General features: G+C 48.3%; 17 protein-coding genes and 3 pseudogenes. 16 read left to right on the plus strand and 4 right to left on the minus strand.

From position 1 onward, the window contains the following. The first annotated feature begins 305 nt into the window (after positions 1 to 305). From B3K89_RS04090 to B3K89_RS04160, 15 genes and pseudogenes are all read left to right on the plus strand, one after another. Entirely contained in the window at positions 306 to 434 is a 129-nt protein-coding gene (locus B3K89_RS04090; RefSeq protein ID WP_345907105.1) for a hypothetical protein, read from the plus strand. Positions 435 to 622: 188 nt separating this feature from the next. Beyond that, positions 623 to 2,218, plus strand: coding sequence for a hypothetical protein (locus B3K89_RS04095; RefSeq protein ID WP_345907092.1), 1,596 nt, complete (start codon positions 623 to 625; stop codon positions 2,216 to 2,218). Then, a complete protein-coding gene (gene istB, locus B3K89_RS04100) occupies positions 2,215 to 2,994 on the plus strand; it encodes an IS21-like element helper ATPase IstB (protein WP_345907093.1) in 780 nt (259 codons plus the stop codon). The genes B3K89_RS04095 and istB (B3K89_RS04100) overlap by 4 nt, the downstream gene beginning before the upstream one ends. 140 nt (positions 2,995 to 3,134) lie before the next feature. Beyond that, positions 3,135 to 3,731: pseudogene (locus B3K89_RS04105) on the plus strand (MFS transporter); the annotation flags it as partial. Between the two features lie 71 nt (positions 3,732 to 3,802). Beyond that, positions 3,803 to 4,168, plus strand: a complete 366-nt coding sequence (locus tag B3K89_RS04110; RefSeq protein ID WP_332446986.1) for a hypothetical protein — start codon at positions 3,803 to 3,805, stop codon at positions 4,166 to 4,168. Beyond that, positions 4,158 to 4,502: an IS66 family insertion sequence element accessory protein TnpB gene (tnpB, locus tag B3K89_RS04115; RefSeq protein ID WP_332446987.1), complete on the plus strand. Its 345-nt coding sequence runs from the start codon at positions 4,158 to 4,160 to the stop codon at positions 4,500 to 4,502. The genes B3K89_RS04110 and tnpB overlap by 11 nt, the downstream gene beginning before the upstream one ends. Positions 4,503 to 4,593: 91 nt before the next feature. Next, positions 4,594 to 5,970 (plus strand): IS66 family transposase, encoded by a 1,377-nt coding sequence (tnpC, locus tag B3K89_RS04120; protein WP_345907094.1) that lies wholly within the window; start codon positions 4,594 to 4,596, stop codon positions 5,968 to 5,970. Between the two features lie 159 nt (positions 5,971 to 6,129). Further along, entirely contained in the window at positions 6,130 to 7,593 is a 1,464-nt protein-coding gene (gene istA, locus B3K89_RS04125; RefSeq protein WP_345907095.1) for an IS21 family transposase, read from the plus strand. Continuing rightward, positions 7,590 to 8,381: an IS21-like element helper ATPase IstB gene (istB, locus tag B3K89_RS04130; protein ID WP_345907096.1), complete on the plus strand. Its 792-nt coding sequence runs from the start codon at positions 7,590 to 7,592 to the stop codon at positions 8,379 to 8,381. The genes istA (B3K89_RS04125) and istB (B3K89_RS04130) overlap by 4 nt, the downstream gene beginning before the upstream one ends. Then, positions 8,371 to 8,736: a hypothetical protein gene (locus tag B3K89_RS04135; protein WP_345907097.1), complete on the plus strand. Its 366-nt coding sequence runs from the start codon at positions 8,371 to 8,373 to the stop codon at positions 8,734 to 8,736. The genes istB (B3K89_RS04130) and B3K89_RS04135 overlap by 11 nt, the downstream gene beginning before the upstream one ends. Positions 8,737 to 8,879: 143 nt before the next feature. Further along, a pseudogene (locus tag B3K89_RS04140) lies at positions 8,880 to 9,191 on the plus strand (transposase domain-containing protein); the annotation flags it as partial. Between the two features lie 85 nt (positions 9,192 to 9,276). After that, positions 9,277 to 9,429 (plus strand): annotated as a pseudogene (locus B3K89_RS04145) (MFS transporter); the annotation flags it as partial. Beyond that, positions 9,427 to 10,161, plus strand: coding sequence for a 23S rRNA (adenine(2058)-N(6))-methyltransferase Erm(G) (erm(G), locus tag B3K89_RS04150; RefSeq protein ID WP_074050041.1), 735 nt, complete (start codon positions 9,427 to 9,429; stop codon positions 10,159 to 10,161). The pseudogene B3K89_RS04145 and the gene erm(G), both read left to right, overlap by 3 nt. 370 nt (positions 10,162 to 10,531) lie before the next feature. After that, on the plus strand, positions 10,532 to 11,821 hold the full coding sequence (gene istA / locus B3K89_RS04155) for an IS21 family transposase (RefSeq protein WP_345907098.1): 1,290 nt from the start codon (positions 10,532 to 10,534) through the stop codon (positions 11,819 to 11,821). Further along, a complete protein-coding gene (locus B3K89_RS04160; RefSeq protein ID WP_345907099.1) occupies positions 11,811 to 12,230 on the plus strand; it encodes an ATP-binding protein in 420 nt (139 codons plus the stop codon). Before istA (B3K89_RS04155) ends, B3K89_RS04160 begins: the two co-directional genes overlap by 11 nt. 53 nt (positions 12,231 to 12,283) lie before the next feature. Here B3K89_RS04160 and B3K89_RS04165 read toward each other — a convergent pair whose 3' ends face one another. Together B3K89_RS04165 and istA (B3K89_RS04170) are read right to left on the minus strand one after the other, a co-directional pair. Next, on the minus strand, positions 12,284 to 13,024 hold the full coding sequence (locus B3K89_RS04165) for an ATP-binding protein (RefSeq protein WP_345907100.1): 741 nt from the start codon (positions 13,022 to 13,024) through the stop codon (positions 12,284 to 12,286). Further along, the gene (gene istA / locus B3K89_RS04170; protein ID WP_345907101.1) at positions 13,017 to 14,645 is read right to left on the minus strand and encodes an IS21 family transposase; all 1,629 of its coding nucleotides are present in this window, start codon (positions 14,643 to 14,645) and stop codon (positions 13,017 to 13,019) included. Before istA (B3K89_RS04170) ends, B3K89_RS04165 begins: the two co-directional genes overlap by 8 nt. Positions 14,646 to 14,748: 103 nt before the next feature. Between istA (B3K89_RS04170) and B3K89_RS04175 the strand changes: the two genes are divergently transcribed. After that, a complete protein-coding gene (locus B3K89_RS04175) occupies positions 14,749 to 15,192 on the plus strand; it encodes an ATP-binding protein (RefSeq protein ID WP_345907102.1) in 444 nt (147 codons plus the stop codon). Between the two features lie 146 nt (positions 15,193 to 15,338). On the opposite strand, the gene B3K89_RS04180 is transcribed toward B3K89_RS04175, so the two are convergent. Together B3K89_RS04180 and B3K89_RS04185 are read right to left on the minus strand one after the other, a co-directional pair. Continuing rightward, entirely contained in the window at positions 15,339 to 15,818 is a 480-nt protein-coding gene (locus B3K89_RS04180) for a hypothetical protein (protein WP_345907103.1), read from the minus strand. A gap of 65 nt (positions 15,819 to 15,883) precedes the next feature. After that, entirely contained in the window at positions 15,884 to 16,156 is a 273-nt protein-coding gene (locus B3K89_RS04185; protein ID WP_345907104.1) for a transposase, read from the minus strand. Positions 16,157 to 16,241 lie beyond the last annotated feature (85 nt).

Raw genomic sequence — 16,241 nt, forward strand, 5'->3', positions numbered from 1 at the left:
AAAAGTTTGGTAATTTCCCACAGGTGGAAGATACTGCAATAGCCATGAAGATTGAGTACGATTTCATGTCTCGAATACAATACTGATCGAAAACACAAAAAGTAAGTGATGGTGCCAAATCAGCGGGTGCTGAAATCTCGGTATGATCCAATGAACTAAAAGGTGTTATCTTTAATATGAATGTTTCCAAATTGTATGTATGCAGACCAAAAGCCACATTGTGGATTTAGGACTGCATTTTTTATTGCCTAGAATGCTATTCAATATAGAAATTCAAGCAAAATAATATGCAGGAGATAATATCAATGGAAAAATACAACAATTGGAAACTTAAGTTTTATACAATATGGGCAGGGCAGGCAGTATCATTAATCACTAGTGCCATCCTGCAAATGGCGATTATTTTTGCTAGCGGTATGATGTTTTTGAGGTGACACAGTAACAACTTTATTAGGTTGCACAGTAACCAGTCGTTTAGGTCTCACGGTAAGCAAGTTTTTAGATGACGCGGTAAGCACTCTTTTAGATGAGACGGTAACGACTTTTTGAAGTTGCAAAAGCCATCAGCGGCAACTCTAGGTAAAGTGGAATTAACCAAATTCAACTTTCCAGGAGGCCGCCAATGGCAGTCAGCAAAAGAATCATCATGAAACAGAAGATCCAAGAGCTGAAGGAAATGGGTCTGTCGAAAACAGAAATCATTCGACGATTCATCGAAGACAACGAGACTCCCCCGTCTTGGCCAACTGTGGCCAAATATTACGACATGGACGAGACAGAGTCCAATCAAGAATCTCCTTTTGCAAAAGAGAGGGCGTTCGACACAGAGCCGTATCGAGCAACCATCATAGAAATTCTGAAAAGGAATTCCCCGGACCTGAAGATAAGCAGCATCTACGACGTGCTGGAAGAGCTATACGTAGATACAAGGATGGTCATCCAACTTCCGGGCAATGAGCAGACGCTGCGCAATTATGTCCGCTGGTTGCGCGGCACCGAGCAGGTCCCGAAGGCTGAGAACAAGGGTCGAATCTATGAGTTTGTGGACGACATTCCTCCTGGCAAGCAACTAATCGTAGATTTCGGTGAGCAGAAGATCGAAGATGGGATAACCATCCATTTCATGTGCATGCTGCTCCGCTTCAGCAAGTTCTTGTTTGTGGTGGTGCAAGACCACAAGTTCAATTCCGCAGAAGCGTGCCGCGGCCTCTACCTCTGCTTCAAGCGCATCGGCGGGCGTGTGGAGGTGTTGGTAATCGACCAGGACAGCGTTTTCATCTATGAGGAGAAGTACGGAGAGATCATCGAGACCCAGACATTCTCGGCCTTTCTCAAGGAACAGAACCTAAGCTTATTTGTTTGCAGGAAAAAAGATCCAGAATCCAAAGGAGGAATCGAAAAGTCTGTACAATTCGTAAAGCAGAACTACTTCAGTGCACGTAAATTGCATACGTTGCAGGAAGTCAGGACCGGGATATCCTCTTGGCAGAACCGCAAGAATGTCCGCATCGAACGGGGTACATATCAAATACCTGTTGAGCAGCTGAAAGTGGAACGGCAGTTCCTTCAACCATTGCTGCCTTCGCTGTATGCGCTGGTGGAGAACGATTTCGTCATCTATGAAGTGAAGGACATGCCGTATGTCCGCTACAAGGCGAACCGATACCCGGTTCCCAGAACCTATTGCTTCACCTCAGTCAAATACAAGGTCATCAATGATGTAATGCACATCTATGACATCAAAACAGGCGATAAGATCATCCAGCATGAGATAGACAAGCGCAAGGGGATTACGGTAAAGGCCCCGGAACTCAAGAAGGAGCCCTCCGATGCCTGGAAAGCAATTGCAACCTCACTGCGGGTCAAGTACTACAGCAAAAGCCTGGACCATTTCATCAACGGGGTATGCAAGGAACATGTCCGGTACCGGTATGATCAATTGAAGGCGATTGAACGGTTCCTGGACAGCAGGAAACCTATCGAAAGGGAATTCCTGGAACAGGTATTTGCAGCTTGTTGCAATCAGTATGCCTACAGCATTGCCGGACTTGAGACCATCTTCACCTTGATGGAGAAAGAAACGCATCCCGGCGATTTGCCATTGGACCCGTTGGGGGCAAAGCCCCTTTCCGGTGTGAAAGTCCAACAACGCGGTCTGGAGTCCTATGCAAAGGCTTTCCAGAAGTTGAGCACTGAACACGAAGGGGGCCAGCGATGATGAGAAACCCCAAAACCCCCTATGTCCAACGATTGCTCATCTCTTTCGGATTGAAACAGGCTTCGGCGCTGCTTCCCGACCTCATCAACGAGGCCGAGAAGGAGAATCTCACGCCTCGGCAATTCCTTCTTACGGTGCTGGAAGCTGAGCTGAATGCACGAAATGAGAAGAAGAGGAAGCGCAATTACGCCGGCGCCCACTTTCCTCCGCATGTTCGTTCAATTGATGAGTTTGATACATCGGAATTGGATGGGGGCATAACCCCCACCCAGATTCTCCAGCTGAAAGAACTCAATTGGATCGATGCGGCAAGCAACGTCCTTTTCTTCGGACCTCCAGGACTTGGGAAGACCATGCTGGCTCTTGGTTTGGGGCTCGAGGCCATCAATGCCGGATACAGCGTATGTTATGAGAGGATGAGCGACCTTATCGATCTCCTGGACAATGCAAGAAGGCAGCGGCAGGCAGCATTCCGAATCAGGCGGCTCAGGAAGGCACAGTTGGTCATCATCGACGAAATCGGGTATGTCTCGATCACTCGCGAGCAGGCAAACACCTTCTTCTCATTCGTGAGCGACTTGTATGAACGTTCTTCTCTCATCATCACTTCGAATAAGGACGTAACGGAATGGGCTGAAGTTCTCGGTGATCCTGTACTCACAGCGGCGCTGCTGGACAGATTGTTGCATCATTCAAGATGTTTTTCTCTCAGAGGAGAGTCATATCGTATAAAACACCCGGAATTCAAGGAGGAAAAAAAGCTGGCTGACTTCTGAGTCGGAGCCTTAAAAAGTGCTTACCGTACTGGTGAAAAAAGTCATTACCGTACTACTGAAAACTGTGGTTACCGAACCATCTAAACGAGTCATTACCGGAAAGACTCAAGTAGTCATTACCGAACGACCTAAAAGAGTCATTGACATTAGCAATTATTTTTTACCTTACAGAAAAAACAGGATCTGCGATGGTCTTGTCTATGGCTTCACTAGTAGGTTTTTTACCCTATGCGGTCTTTGGACCAGCCATTGGTGTATTAGTGGATCGTCATGATAGGAAGAAGATAATGATTGGTGCTGATTTAATTATCGCAGCAGCTGGGGCAGTGCTTGCTATTGTTGCATTGTATATGGAGCTACCTATCTGGATGGTTATGGTAGTATTGTTTATCCGTAGCATTGGAACGGCTTTTCATACCCCAGCACTCAATGCTGTTACGCCACTTTTAGTACCAGAAGAACAGCTGACGAAATGCGCAGGCTATAGTCAGTCTTTGCAGTCTATAAGCTATATTGTTAGTCCGGCGGTTGCAGCATTGTTATATTCCGTTTGGGAATTAAATGCTATTATTGCCATCGATGTATTGGGGGCAGTGATGGCGTCTATTACGGTAGCAATTGTACGTATTCCTAAGCTGGGCGTTCAAGTGCAAAGCTTGAAACCAAATTTCATAAGAGAAATGAAAGAAGGAATTGTCGTACTGAGACAAAACAAAGGATTATTTGCCTTATTACTCTGTAAGCGTAAACTCGTTGCTCATTTAGTTTAAGTCTCCCATGGTTCACAATCCTCTTGATGGAGGAAAATATGGGAAACCAGATTGTGTATCTTAGTGAAGAAGAGAAGCAGAGAAGGCGTGCACTCATTGAGGAATTCATTCAGTTCCGAAATGATACTGGCAGCCATAGGGTATATGTTAGGTTCGCAGACTACAAAGGTGTTGAGCACTCCTATCTAATGAAGTGCTGGGTTTGGCACTATGATCTAAAGAAGCGTGCAGCCAGGAAAGAGAGAAGTTCCACCCTTGGATTTGCCAAGATTACTAAAGCAGCTTCCGTAAATGAATCAGTAAAGATTTGCTTTGGTTCATTCTCAATCGAAGTAACTTCAGTGAGCAATAAAGAAGCATTGGCTGTCGCCCTCCAGGCTCTGGAGGCTACTCGTGTTCTTTGATTACGATTCATACGACTACTACGTCAAAGTAGGGCCAACTGATATGAGAAAGGGAGCTATGGGCTTAGCTGCCTTAGTAAGAGATCATATGGGCTTAGATCCATTCTCAAAGGCGATGTTCCTCTTCTGCTCCAAAGATCGCTCAATTCTCAAGATTTTGGTTTGGGACGAAGGATTTTGGCTTCTTAGCAAGAAGCTCACTGGTGGAACGTTTCGTTGGCCCCAAAGTGAAGATGAGTCTTTGAGTCTCTGCCTAGATGATGTAAAGCGCTTTTTAAGCGGCCAAGATGTGTTTCGAAGGCTGCCTTCTGTAGAAGGCAAATGGGCTTTTTGAGAGTGAATAAAAACTCTCTAAATCTGTGTTATTCTAAGAGATAATTCGTTAGAATACTTGTAATTATCTCCTAGAAATGCTAAGCTCAAGCATGGTCAAAACAGAGGAAAAACAAGGCAAAAAGGATCAATCTTTGGAAGCTGAAAACCAGCTTCTGAAGAGCCATGTTTCTACATTAGAAGATCATGTTACTGTCCTAGAAACTGAGCTAGAAAACAAAGCTGTTGAAGTTGAGCATTGGAAGAACCTGTACCTTTCTGCTACCCATAGACTCTACGGTAAGAAAAGCGAAGCTGCTATTGCTTCTCAGCTTACTCTCTTTGATGAAGCCGAAACTGAAAATATTGCTGAAGTATTGGAGTGCGTTGCTGAAGATGAGCAAGTTACCGAACAAAGAGTAAAAACTGTTACTCGGCGTCTTAACAAAAGCCGCATCCTTACTGTTGATGCGAACACCCCAATCGTTGAGGTTATCCATGAAGGAGAAGCTCCGCTTTGTCACTGTGGTTCGATGATGGAGAGAAGTGGTTACTTCACTCGAGATGCCATTGCAGTCATCCCAGCCTCTAAAGCTATTGTTCGTCATTCTACTGCCCAATACAAATGCCCTTGTTGCCTTGGCGATGAAGGAGAGAGTCAAACACTCACAGTAACTGAAGAAGATCCTTCTCTTCTTAAAGGCACTATTTGTGAACCCTCGCTCTTGGCAACCATTGTAGCGGATAAAATGGCCTATGGCCTTCCCCTGTATCGTCAAGAGAGTCGATTCAAATCGATGGGTGTTGAGCTTTCGCGCCAAGCGATGAGTGGCTGGATGATGAGTGCTTCTACTTCTCTTAAACCCTTGAAGGCTGCATTGGAGCGCTCGGTAAGAGAGTATCCTCTTTGGAACGTTGATGAAACAGCTCTTCAAGTTTTGAGAATTGAAGGTGAAGATGAGCCAAAGCAGTGCTTTATGGCAGTGCGTACTACTACAGCCAAAGATTTCACCAAAGGCCCAGTCATCTTTGATTACCTCAGAAGAAGAACCAATAGCTCCATTTCTGATTTGTTGGGTGATTACTCTTACGCAGTTCAAAGTGATGGTCTTAGTGGCTATGCCACTGCCGCTAAAAGTGGAAGCTTTACCCACCTTGGATGTCACGTGCATGCTCGGCGCAAATTCGCTGATATTCTCAAGGTTCAAAAGAACAATGCTCTTGCTAAAGAAGTACTGACTCTGTATGCCACCTTCTTCCACCATGAAGGAGAGCTGCTTGAGCGCCAAAGAAGCAAAGACCCATTGGGTGAAGATGAGTACCTTGCTGTAAGAAGAAAAATCTTGGGCAAGGATCTTGCTGCCATCCACGATTGGCTTATTAGATACAAGAAGGTAGCCATTGCCAAAAGCCCAATCTTTGGTGCAATTGATTATTGTCTTAAACGCTGGGAGCAGTTGAACGCCTTTCTTGATATTCCATATGTGTAGCGTAAACTAAAAATCCCTAGAAAGATCACTTCATCTTCCTTGGTCTGATCACGGGAAATTCCCGGGATTGTTCAAAGGGACAGTTGAGAAGCTGCCCTTTGGAAAGTAACCTTTGATGTAGAAACAAATACATTAAAGGAGAAAGGAGAAGTGCTCAGCATGTCCCAAATCAATTGTATCAGAGATTTGAGGAAAGAGGGATACTCAGTGGCAAGGATTGCCAGGGAAGTATCGGTCGATGAGAAGACGGCGAGGAAGTACCTCTGCATGGAAGACTTCTCACCGAAGCCGCCTCAAAAGAAGGAGGGGTTGCCCAGCAAGCTGGACCCCTACAAGCCGCAGATAGACGGATGGCTTTCCAACGATGAAAAGGAGAATTCGAAACAGCGCCATACCGCCCAGCGCGTCTATGACAGGTTGGTGGAGCTGCATCCGGAATTCGGTTGCTCCTACCCAACGGTATCGCGGTATGTGAGGAAAACACGTGCACAACGCTCGAGTTACAGGGCCTGCCAGGAGCTGGTATGGCATCCGGGTGAGGCCCAGGGGGACTTCGGCGAGGCGGACTGCTATGAAAGAGGCGTCAAGCAGCGCAAGCATTATCTTGTCTGCGTGTTTCCGAATTCAAATGCGGATTTTCCCCAGATGTTCAACGGAGAGACCAGCGAATGCATCTGCCAGGGCTTTCAGGACGTCTTTGAGTTCATCGGCGGAGTCTTCCCCCTGGTTGTGATAGACAATGCCACCGGAGCAGGTCGTCGCATCGGGCAGGAGATACGGGAAGCGAAGCTCTTCGCCCAATTCAGGGCTCACTACGGCTTCTCCATACGATTCTGCAGTCCGGGTAGTGGATGGGAAAAGGGGTGCGTCGAGAATAAAATCGGCACGGTCCGCAGGAACCGGTTCGTTCCCCTGCCCGAGTTCGACGACCTGCAGCAATACAACAAGGGCTTGCTGGAGCAGGCGACGAGCTTTCAGGGAAATACCCATTACAAGAAGAACACAATCATAGGCGAGCTTTTCGAACAGGACCGCGAGGCACTGCTGCCGCTGCCCCGACACCGTTTTGATGTCTGTCGGTATGTGTACGCCAAGGCCGACGGGTACGGGAAGGTGGAGATAGACGGCAACCACCATTACTCCACCCGTCCCGAATACCGGGGAAGCGAAGTGCTGGTGGGCATCCGGGCCCACACCGTCGACATCTATGACGATAAGCGCAAGATCCTGGTGAGCCATGTCCGCAAATTCGGCAAGGAGCGGTCCGACAGCGTCGACCCAAGAACCTCCATGGCCGTACTCATGAGAAATGTGGGAGCGTGGCCCAACAGCGGTGTGAGGGAGATGGTGTCCTCCCCCGTACGCGATTATCTCGATGCGCTGGACAGGGAATCGCTGAAGGATGCCCTGCGAACGATGAACCTGCTGAGCGAGCGCTACAGCTTCGAAAGAGCCCTTGATGCGTTCGACCTGGTGCTGAGGAACCCCGGCAACGCCCCGTTCAGCGATGCAATGGTGTTTGCGGCGAGGATGGCGGAGTTCGGAGACCAAACCGACCTGGACGCCGGTCCCGACCTTTCGTTGTACGACCAGCTTCTGGAACAGCGGAGGGTGCAGCCATGATGATGACTTCAACCATCCGCATCCAACGCAGGGAAGAGATATCGGACATGTGCCGGAAACTGTTCCTTTCCCAACAGCTGGTAGCGTTGTGCCAGCAGGCAACGCCGAGGCAGGAAGAGTTCCTGCATGACGTACTGTCAATGGAGGTGGAGAGCCGGGAACGCTCAAAACGCTCCAGGCTGCTCAACAGGGCCCGGTTTCCCATGCCCAAGAGCATGGAAGGCTATGACTATTCGCACGTGCGCCTGCCGCCTTCCATTACCAGGGGGGAACTGGAAGGCTGCGAATTCATTGGCAGGAAGACCAATCTGGTCTGCTATGGGCCGGTGGGAACCGGAAAAACGCATATGGCCATAGCACTGGGGATGAAGGCCTGCGAGATGGGCCTTGCAGCCCGGTTCTATACGGTGACCGAGCTGGTGCTGAAACTGGCCGAGGCACGGAAGAACGGAGTCTTGGAACGCCTGGTGTCGGACATACGCAGACTGGATCTGCTCATTCTTGATGAGTGGGGGTACGTACCGGTGGACAAGGAGGGGTCCCAGCTCCTGTTCCGCATCATCAGCGACAGCTACGAGAGCAAAAGCCTCATCCTTACGACGAACCTCGAGTTTTCCAAGTGGGGTGGCATCTTCACCGACCAGCAGATGGCTGCTGCAATGATCGACAGGCTCATCCACCATGGTCACCTGCTTGTATTCGAGGGGCCGAGCTACCGGATGGAGCATGCATTGATGCGCAAGACCGCATCCGAGCGGTCGAAAGGAGGTGACGAACATGGTCGTTGACAAACAATACTTGCGTGAACTGCGCTCATGCTACCGATACGACGGTACAAAATTCACCGAGGAGCTCGAGCAGATCCTATTGGACCGGTTGGGGATAGAACCCAGCCCGCATGAATACTCGGAACAGGACCTGCATGAACAGGCCAGAAAGATAGTGATGCAGTACCAAAGCCCTGAAGGAAGGCTTCGACTGTTGTACGGCTTGGACAAGATCGAGAATGAGATGGCTTATTTGGGCAACAAGATGGCCTACCTGAAAAGTAAGATTGCACACCAGCTGCAAGAAAAAGTGGATTCAAAAGAGAGCTTCGTGATTGAGGATGAATATGAGGATGTCCCTGATTACAAGCCATAGCTTCTGGATATCTGCATAGATTCCTGTGCAGATGATAAAACCCGGGAATTTCCCGTGATTAGACACGGGATTCCCTGGTGATTAGACCAAGGATTTTTGCTTGACAAAACACACCATATGCTACCAGTGGGAACAATGATGCCGAGAATGCCATTAGGCCCTTCGTTTTGGCACGAAAAGGATTCCTCTTTGCCCAAACACCCCAAGGAGCTGAAGCTTCTGCCCTCTACTTCTCGTTGACCGAAAGCTGCAAAGCCATGGGTATTAATGTCCAGAGTTACCTTACCCATCTGTTTGCTAAGGCCGGTTCTTGTAAAAGCGATGCTGATTGGGATGCAATGGTTCCTGGCAAAGCCGATTTGAGCTGGGTAGATGAATACCAGAATCTCCTCTCTGGGGCAAAGGCCGACCCGCTGAGAACAGAACCGTATATTCTCAGAGGTAAGCGTTACTGACCTTTTCTCTTCACCATAACATTCCATGCTCCAAGCTTAAAACATCGGTGAATGTTTAAGAATGGGCTACGAGTTTACGTTTACATTACTCTTAGGAACACTATATACTTTTGTTTATATGCCAATTAATGCACTATTTCCTTTAATAAGCATGGAATACTTTAATGGAACACCTGTGCATATTTCTATTACCGAAATCGCTTTTGCATCTGGAATGCTAGTAGGAGGGGTTATTATGAACAAAGTAAATATAAAAGATAGTCAAAATTTTATTACTTCAAAATATCACATAGAAAAAATAATGAATTGCATAAGTTTAGATGAAAAAGATAACATCTTTGAAATAGGTGCAGGGAAAGGTCATTTTACTGCTGAATTGGTAAAGAGATGTAATTTTGTTACGGCAATAGAAATTGATTCTAAATTATGTGAGGTAACTCGTAATAAGCTCTTAAATTATCCTAACTATCAAATAGTAAATGATGATATACTAAAATTTACATTTCCTAGCCACAATCCATATAAAATATTTGGCAGCATACCTTACAACATAAGCACAAATATAATTCGAAAAATTGTTTTTGAAAGTTCAGCCACAATAAGTTATTTAATAGTAGAATATGGTTTTGCTAAAAGGTTATTAGATACAAACAGATCACTAGCATTGCTGTTAATGGCAGAGGTAGATATTTCTATATTAGCAAAAATTCCCAGGTATTATTTCCATCCAAAACCTAAAGTGGATAGCGCATTAATTGTATTAAAAAGAAAGCCAGCAAAAATGGCATTTAAAGAGAGAAAAAAATATGAAACTTTTGTAATGAAATGGGTTAACAAAGAGTATGAAAAACTGTTTACAAAAAATCAATTTAATAAAGCTTTAAAATATGCGAGAATATATGATATAAACAACATTAGTTTCGAACAATTTGTATCGCTATTTAATAGTTATAAAATATTTAACGGCTAAAAACAATAGGCCACATGCAACTGTAAATGTTTAGTTATAGGTAGGGTAGCATAAGTTAAAATGCTATTCTGCCTTTTAAAAGTATGGTATACATTCCAGAGAGAGATTGGATATGTTCCCGTATACCGATAGTGCCAAAAGCGAAGTGGATATGTTTCCGAGAACGGACGTACTCAAATGACATTCATTCTGTCCTCTCCAGCCACCTTGAGACGGTGGTGCTTCTGACTAGTGATGTTAGCGTCAGTTGAAAACACCCAAAAGTAGTCAGACAGAAACAACCAATAATCGTCAACAGAAAAGAACCAAAAAGGGACAGGCAAGAACCTATACTAGTGGATGACCAAATCTACCAAGTAAAGGAGAATGCATGTCCCAGGAAATTACACAGGACATTCTAACACAAGCAGTCAGGGAAGTCATTGAAGAGTGCGGAAGGCCAAATCTTGCCGCACTGGAGAGAAGGCTTCCTTTGACAAGAGAACAATTGCGGAGGCTGAAGAAGAATGACTTCATCCTCATTCCAAACGGGAATTTGGGAAAGCGCACCGTCAAGACCAAGCTTTCCGGCTTTGAAGACATCATCAATGACGACTACCTCCGTAGAGGCATCACCAACTCCCAGGTGATCTTCGACTCCATCAGGAAACAGGGATACAAGGGTGGTCTCACCACAGTCAAGAACTACATCAGCGCCCACCAGGACCTGGTCCCGGCACAGAGGATCCTTGCTGCCGAAACTCCCAACAGAGGTCGGCGCTATGAAACGGATCCTGGCGAAATGTTCCAGATGGACTGGGGATTCGTCAGGGTCGCCGATGACTCCGGTGGCGAATGGCAGTGCGCCTGCTTCGCCATGGTCTGCCATCACTGCGGACTCAGGTACATCGAGTTCTTCCCATCGGCAAGACAGGAGAACCTGTTCATCGGAATGGTCCATGCCTTTTCCGTCATGGGCGTCCCGAAGAAGGTCTACACCGACAACATGAAGAGCGTCGTGGTGCGAAGGCTGATGGATGGAACCCCTGTCTGGAACAAGGACTATGAGGCATTCCAGAAGCTCGTCGGATTCAAGACTTCGCTCCATAAGGTCGCCCACCCATGGTCGAAAGGCAAGATCGAGAGGATTGTGAGGTACGTGAAGGGAAACTTCATACAGGGAAGGACCTTCTCCAACCTCACTGACCTGAACAGGTCAGCCTTGGACTGGTGCCATGAGAAGAACAGCCTCGTCACAAGGACCAGGGACCTGGTGCCGATGGAAGAGCACTTCAGGCATGAAAACTTGGGGAGACTGCCGAAGATGAATGCCATAATCCCTTATTTGTCGCCTTTGAGGAAGATAAGCTATGACGGCTACGTCAACTATGAGAACCGCCTCTATGGTGTTCCGATGAGCTTTTCCGGCAAGACGGTGCGGGTGCAGAGGGCCGGGGAAGTGCTGCAGATACTCTCCCCCGAGACCTTCGACGTTCTCTACACCCATCAGGTGAACTGGTCGAAGAGACCGAAGAACTGCATAGGCCAATGGTCCCAGGAACCGGAGGAACTTCCGACGCAGAAGGTGACGTCAGTCCTGAGGTTTGAGGCTCCGAAGGATTCCCTGAAGAGGTTCGAAAGGTTCTCAATCCTTTCGGAAGGAGGCAGTGATGACGACTGAAGATTTCCTCCTCCGATACGGAAGGTACGTCGAGGAGCTGCACCTTCCGCTTTCTTCCGAAGACGTCCTTGGCTGGATTGGGGACTCCGATGCTTCTACTGATGAGCTGGAGACCTTGGATTCCTTCCTCTCCGCCATGGTGACGAAGAAGAACGAGACTGCGATAAACACACTGAAGAAGCTCTCAAGGATTCCACAGAAGGCTCCGCTGACCTTCGGCAACTTCAACATGGATCTCCTGAACGAGAAGGCAAGGAGACAGGTCCTCTCCCTGAAGAACCTTTCCTTCATCAGTTCCAAGAGAAACGTCATCATGATTGGTCCCACAGGAACAGGAAAAACCCATCTTGCGATGGCGATAGGAAACGATGCATATGGCGTCGAAAAACGGCCATGGGTGCGCAATTAAACGGCCGGCGTGCAGTAATAGGCGGCCAGCCTAAACCAGCCGCCTAAGCAGGTTCACCTTGCTTTTTCTACCACTACAAAATACCCGTTCTCAATCAGTCTGGAGCGAATGCCATCACACTTGGCATAGACTCCGATGTCATTGCTCATGCACGTATCCCATTCATCAGGTCCGAACTGCGTGCTCACCATGGTGGTCTTTCCGAGGATTGCCCTTTCTTTGATGAGGCTGTACAGGTTGTCCAGACTCTCGCTGCTGTATTTTGCAATGAGGAAGTCATCAATCATGAGAACCTGGATGCGGCTGTAGTAACGCAGCCTCTTCTTGAAGTTTTCCAGGTCTTTCTGCTTTCTTACAATCAGCTCGTCCATGAGATCCATGTAATCGATGAACAGTGTCCGGTAGTTCCGCTTACACGTCTCAATGCAGAATGCCCTCAAAAAGTAAGTCTTCCCGGCTCCGCTCTCGCCCACCACGGTCACATTCTTCCTGTCGTCGACGAATTCCAAGGTCTTGAGCTGTCCTACCAGGTTGTCGTTGAACACCCTCCCGTTTCCGGTGTGCAGGTTCTCCAGCAAGGCTTCCTGCTGGCGAAGCCTGCTCAACCGGAGGTTTGTCCGGAACTGCTCGTTCCTGTGCAGGGTGTATTGCGCTGTGACAATTTCCCTGAGCAATTGCAGGGGGCTGAGGTCCATCCCTTCGGGACTGCGGACGAGGGCGTCCAGGCGCATGCTCATCTCTCCAAGACCGAGGGAATCCAACATCTGCTCGATGTCCATTGAGTTCTTAGCCATTGGTCACCCCCTTCTGGCGGGAGAGAATGGCATCGATGGAATACCTGGCGCCGTCAACCTTGTAGAGGCCGCCATCCGGCCTGTCCTGCCCGACGGCGGACAGCTCCCCGGCTTTGTCTGCTTGGGTTGAGGCTGTCCTTGCCTCATCTTCATAGTCGGCAATGGTGTTCTTGATGTAGGTGTACGTGCATTTGCCCTTGGAAACGGCATCTGCACAGCATGCCTCCAAGACCGGCTTGGTCTTGCGCTTGGCATACCCCAGCACCCCCACGCATCGCCTGAACGCCTGGACCGGGTGGGGGACCTGAGCGATCATCGCGTCGATGACGATTCGTGTGTTGGGACCAACCTGGGATGCCCAGTTCTGGAAGAAAGGCACGCTCCACTTGTCGTAGTCGGTGGCATGCGCCGGCAGGTCGCCCGGATGGATGACCCATTCCCCCGGGGTATGGCTGCGCTTGTGCTCCCTGATCAGGTCGATCCCGTGTTTGCTGTATACGTAGACCGTCTGTGCGGAGGCCCGCAATTCGAGCGCGTGATTGATGTACCGGTAAGGCATGGTATAATGGACATGGTCGAAGACGAACGAGAAGTCTTGTGACACTGTTACCTGTTGCCGCTCAAGGAATTCGTAGTCTGAGGGCGGCAACGCCAGCAGCATCTCCTTCTCATCCTTGAGAAAGAGGTCCCAGCGCGAGTAGTCACGTTCCTGGAACGGCTGCCTGTTGAGGCTTTCCATCCTATCCCACAGCTCGGCGTTCAATGCGTCAAGGCTGAAGAAGGTCATCTCGTCCATATCCATCAGGATGTTCCTGGTCACATGGCCGACAGAGGATTCGACATTCGGCTTGAAGGTCGGCCCCGCAACGACGGCGGGAAGGATGGCTGTGCCGTAGTAGGCGGCCCATTCCTGGAAATCCTTGTTCAAGAGAGGATCGATCCAGTCCATGTTCTTCAGCACGGCAACCTTTGCGTTGTCGGGTGTGCAGACCTGCGTGACACCTCCGAAATACCGCAAGGCATTGTTGTTGACACGGATCCAGTTTCTGCTGTCGCAGCACGTCATCCCCTCCGCATAGAAGTACTTGCTGTATGAGAGGGTTGCAACGAATATGGTTACCTTGGTGGGGCTGTCAGGATTGTATGTATTCCGAAGATACAAGGCCTTGCCTGCATAATCCAGCTCGAGATTCACGCCGGGAAGGCGTGTGATGTGGTAGGTGATCTTTTTCGAGTCCAGCCATCTTGAGAATTTCTGGCAGAACTGACGGTAGCTGTAGGGCCTTCTCCCATCCACAATACCGATGGCATTGTACTTCCTCCACAGCCTCTTGAGCGTTTCCCCCTTCTTGGCCAAGGCCTTCTGGACGGACTCATACTCGACCTGCCGGTACAAGTCCTCCGCATCCGTAGCCTGCACACCCCTTTTGCTGTACAACAACTCATTGATGGCCTCGTTCGTCACCTCGGGACCCAACGGCAGCTTAAGCTGTCCGCATTCCCGGAAACGCTTGAGAAACTCATTGACCGCCGACTTGCTATAGTTGCAGCTCCTGGCAATCTCCCTGCCGCTGAGATTGCTTGCATACCGCAACCCCAGTATCTTCTTGTAATCGAGCATGACCCGACCTCCATAGTGGAAAGTCACTCCCGAAGGAGTGCGGGGTCAGTATATTTGAAGAAGAATATCAATGGCCGTTTTTAAGCGCACGCCGGCCGTTTAATTGCGCACCCATGGCCGTTATTTAGCACCATACGCAAACGAATGCTGCTCGAACAAGATGAAGGCCTACTTCATCAAGATGGATGAGCTGAAGGAGAAGTTCCATGAGGCTCTGGTCAGGGAAGGAACCGGAAGACTGCTCAACGGTCTTTCCAAGTATTCCTGCCTCATCATCGATGAAGTCGGCTACTGCAAGTTCAGCAGGGAGGAGACTCTTCTCTTCTTCCAGCTGATAGACCGCATTAGCCTCAAGGAGACCGGAAGCATTGTGCTCACCAGCAACAAGGACCTTTCCCAATGGGTTGGACTCTTTGATGAAGATGATGCACTTGAGTGTGCCATTGACAGACTCTGGGACAAGGCCATCTGCCTCACCTTCAGCGGCTCAAGCCACAGAGGTATCGACAGGGAACAGGTTGAGCTCAACTTTATGAAGCTCAGATAAGAGATTACAAAACTTGGTAGGTTTGGTTCTTTTCTTCTGACTTTGGTTGCAACTGACTCCGGTTGGTTGTTTTCTTCTGACTCTGAATGGTTAATTCAAGCGGACTCTAACAAGTGAGTAAGTGAATAGTCCTGTCAGTGTGTGTTTCAATGGTAAGAATTTTCATGCTCGATGAAGTGAACCAAACAAGAATCTTTTGGTACATATTGTAATAACGTGTCCCAGTCAAGTATGGGTGAAATATAGAGTGTCCCATCGCTGCACTGAACTTGTGTAATATCTGTTAACCATTTCTCGTTCGGTTCTGCTGCTGTAAAGTCCTGACTAATAATATTGTCCGGTCGATCTGCTTTCTTGTCTGCCTTGGTAAGTCCATCGGGACTTCTACGGCTCTCGTGGAGCAGGTTTCCCTTCTTCATTGCTCGTTTTACGGTTGAATACGATCGGCTTATCCCCCTCTGCTCAAGTGCTATCATCATTCGTTCAACCCCGTAATTGTTATTGTCCTGATGTTCGGCAAGTATCTTATGTATTTCAGCAAGCAGAATTTGCCAGGCTTTCGGACTGTTCCGGTTTCGTTTCCATTTGTAGTAGCCGCTTTCACTGACCGAAAGGGAAGAGCACATCTGGCGGACGGAATAGGCTTTTTCCTGTGCACGTACAAGAACGTATACAAACCGTCCGCAGGCCTCTATCTCTTCCGGTCTTCTACGAAAAAACCGAGTGCGTCCTTCAGAATCGAGTTCGCCTTCTGCAACTCGCTGTTCTCCTTTTTTAGCCGCGCTATTTCATCGTCAGAATTGATCGAAACCGCTTTTTTGTTTTTATCGTTTCTGACACGCTTTTTTCGCCAGTCGGCAAGAGTTCCATATACGACGCCTAGCTGCTCGGAAGCCTTTCTTATACCGACTTCATCTGATAGCTTTAGCGCCTGTTCTCTAAATCCTTTGTCGTACCTTTTCATCCTGATACCTCGTTATGTGTATTTTCGGACGTTTTGGTACTGAACTTTTATTGTATCCCTCCAATACGCCTTATCAAACAAGTGA

The organism is Sphaerochaeta sp. UBA5849 (assembly GCA_002432715.1).
Classification (GTDB): Bacteria; Spirochaetota; Spirochaetia; order Sphaerochaetales; family Sphaerochaetaceae; genus Sphaerochaeta.

What these genes read in the sequence shown, in the direction of transcription:
- B3K89_RS04090 (WP_345907105.1), top strand. Translation starts at nt 306, where the DNA reads ATGGAAAAATACAACAATTGGAAACTTAAGTTTTATACAATATGGGCA.
- B3K89_RS04095 (WP_345907092.1), top strand. Translation starts at nt 623, where the DNA reads ATGGCAGTCAGCAAAAGAATCATCATGAAACAGAAGATCCAAGAGCTG.
- istB (WP_345907093.1), top strand. Translation starts at nt 2,215, where the DNA reads ATGATGAGAAACCCCAAAACCCCCTATGTCCAACGATTGCTCATCTCT.
- B3K89_RS04110 (WP_332446986.1), top strand. Translation starts at nt 3,803, where the DNA reads ATGGGAAACCAGATTGTGTATCTTAGTGAAGAAGAGAAGCAGAGAAGG.
- tnpC (WP_345907094.1), top strand. Translation starts at nt 4,594, where the DNA reads ATGGTCAAAACAGAGGAAAAACAAGGCAAAAAGGATCAATCTTTGGAA.
- istA (WP_345907095.1), top strand. Translation starts at nt 6,130, where the DNA reads ATGTCCCAAATCAATTGTATCAGAGATTTGAGGAAAGAGGGATACTCA.
- istB (WP_345907096.1), top strand. Translation starts at nt 7,590, where the DNA reads ATGATGATGACTTCAACCATCCGCATCCAACGCAGGGAAGAGATATCG.
- B3K89_RS04135 (WP_345907097.1), top strand. Translation starts at nt 8,371, where the DNA reads ATGGTCGTTGACAAACAATACTTGCGTGAACTGCGCTCATGCTACCGA.
- istA (WP_345907098.1), top strand. Translation starts at nt 10,532, where the DNA reads ATGTCCCAGGAAATTACACAGGACATTCTAACACAAGCAGTCAGGGAA.
- B3K89_RS04160 (WP_345907099.1), top strand. Translation starts at nt 11,811, where the DNA reads ATGACGACTGAAGATTTCCTCCTCCGATACGGAAGGTACGTCGAGGAG.
- B3K89_RS04165 (WP_345907100.1), bottom strand. Translation starts at nt 13,024, where the DNA reads ATGGCTAAGAACTCAATGGACATCGAGCAGATGTTGGATTCCCTCGGT.
- istA (WP_345907101.1), bottom strand. Translation starts at nt 14,645, where the DNA reads ATGCTCGATTACAAGAAGATACTGGGGTTGCGGTATGCAAGCAATCTC.
- B3K89_RS04180 (WP_345907103.1), bottom strand. Translation starts at nt 15,818, where the DNA reads ATGTGCTCTTCCCTTTCGGTCAGTGAAAGCGGCTACTACAAATGGAAA.
- B3K89_RS04185 (WP_345907104.1), bottom strand. Translation starts at nt 16,156, where the DNA reads ATGAAAAGGTACGACAAAGGATTTAGAGAACAGGCGCTAAAGCTATCA.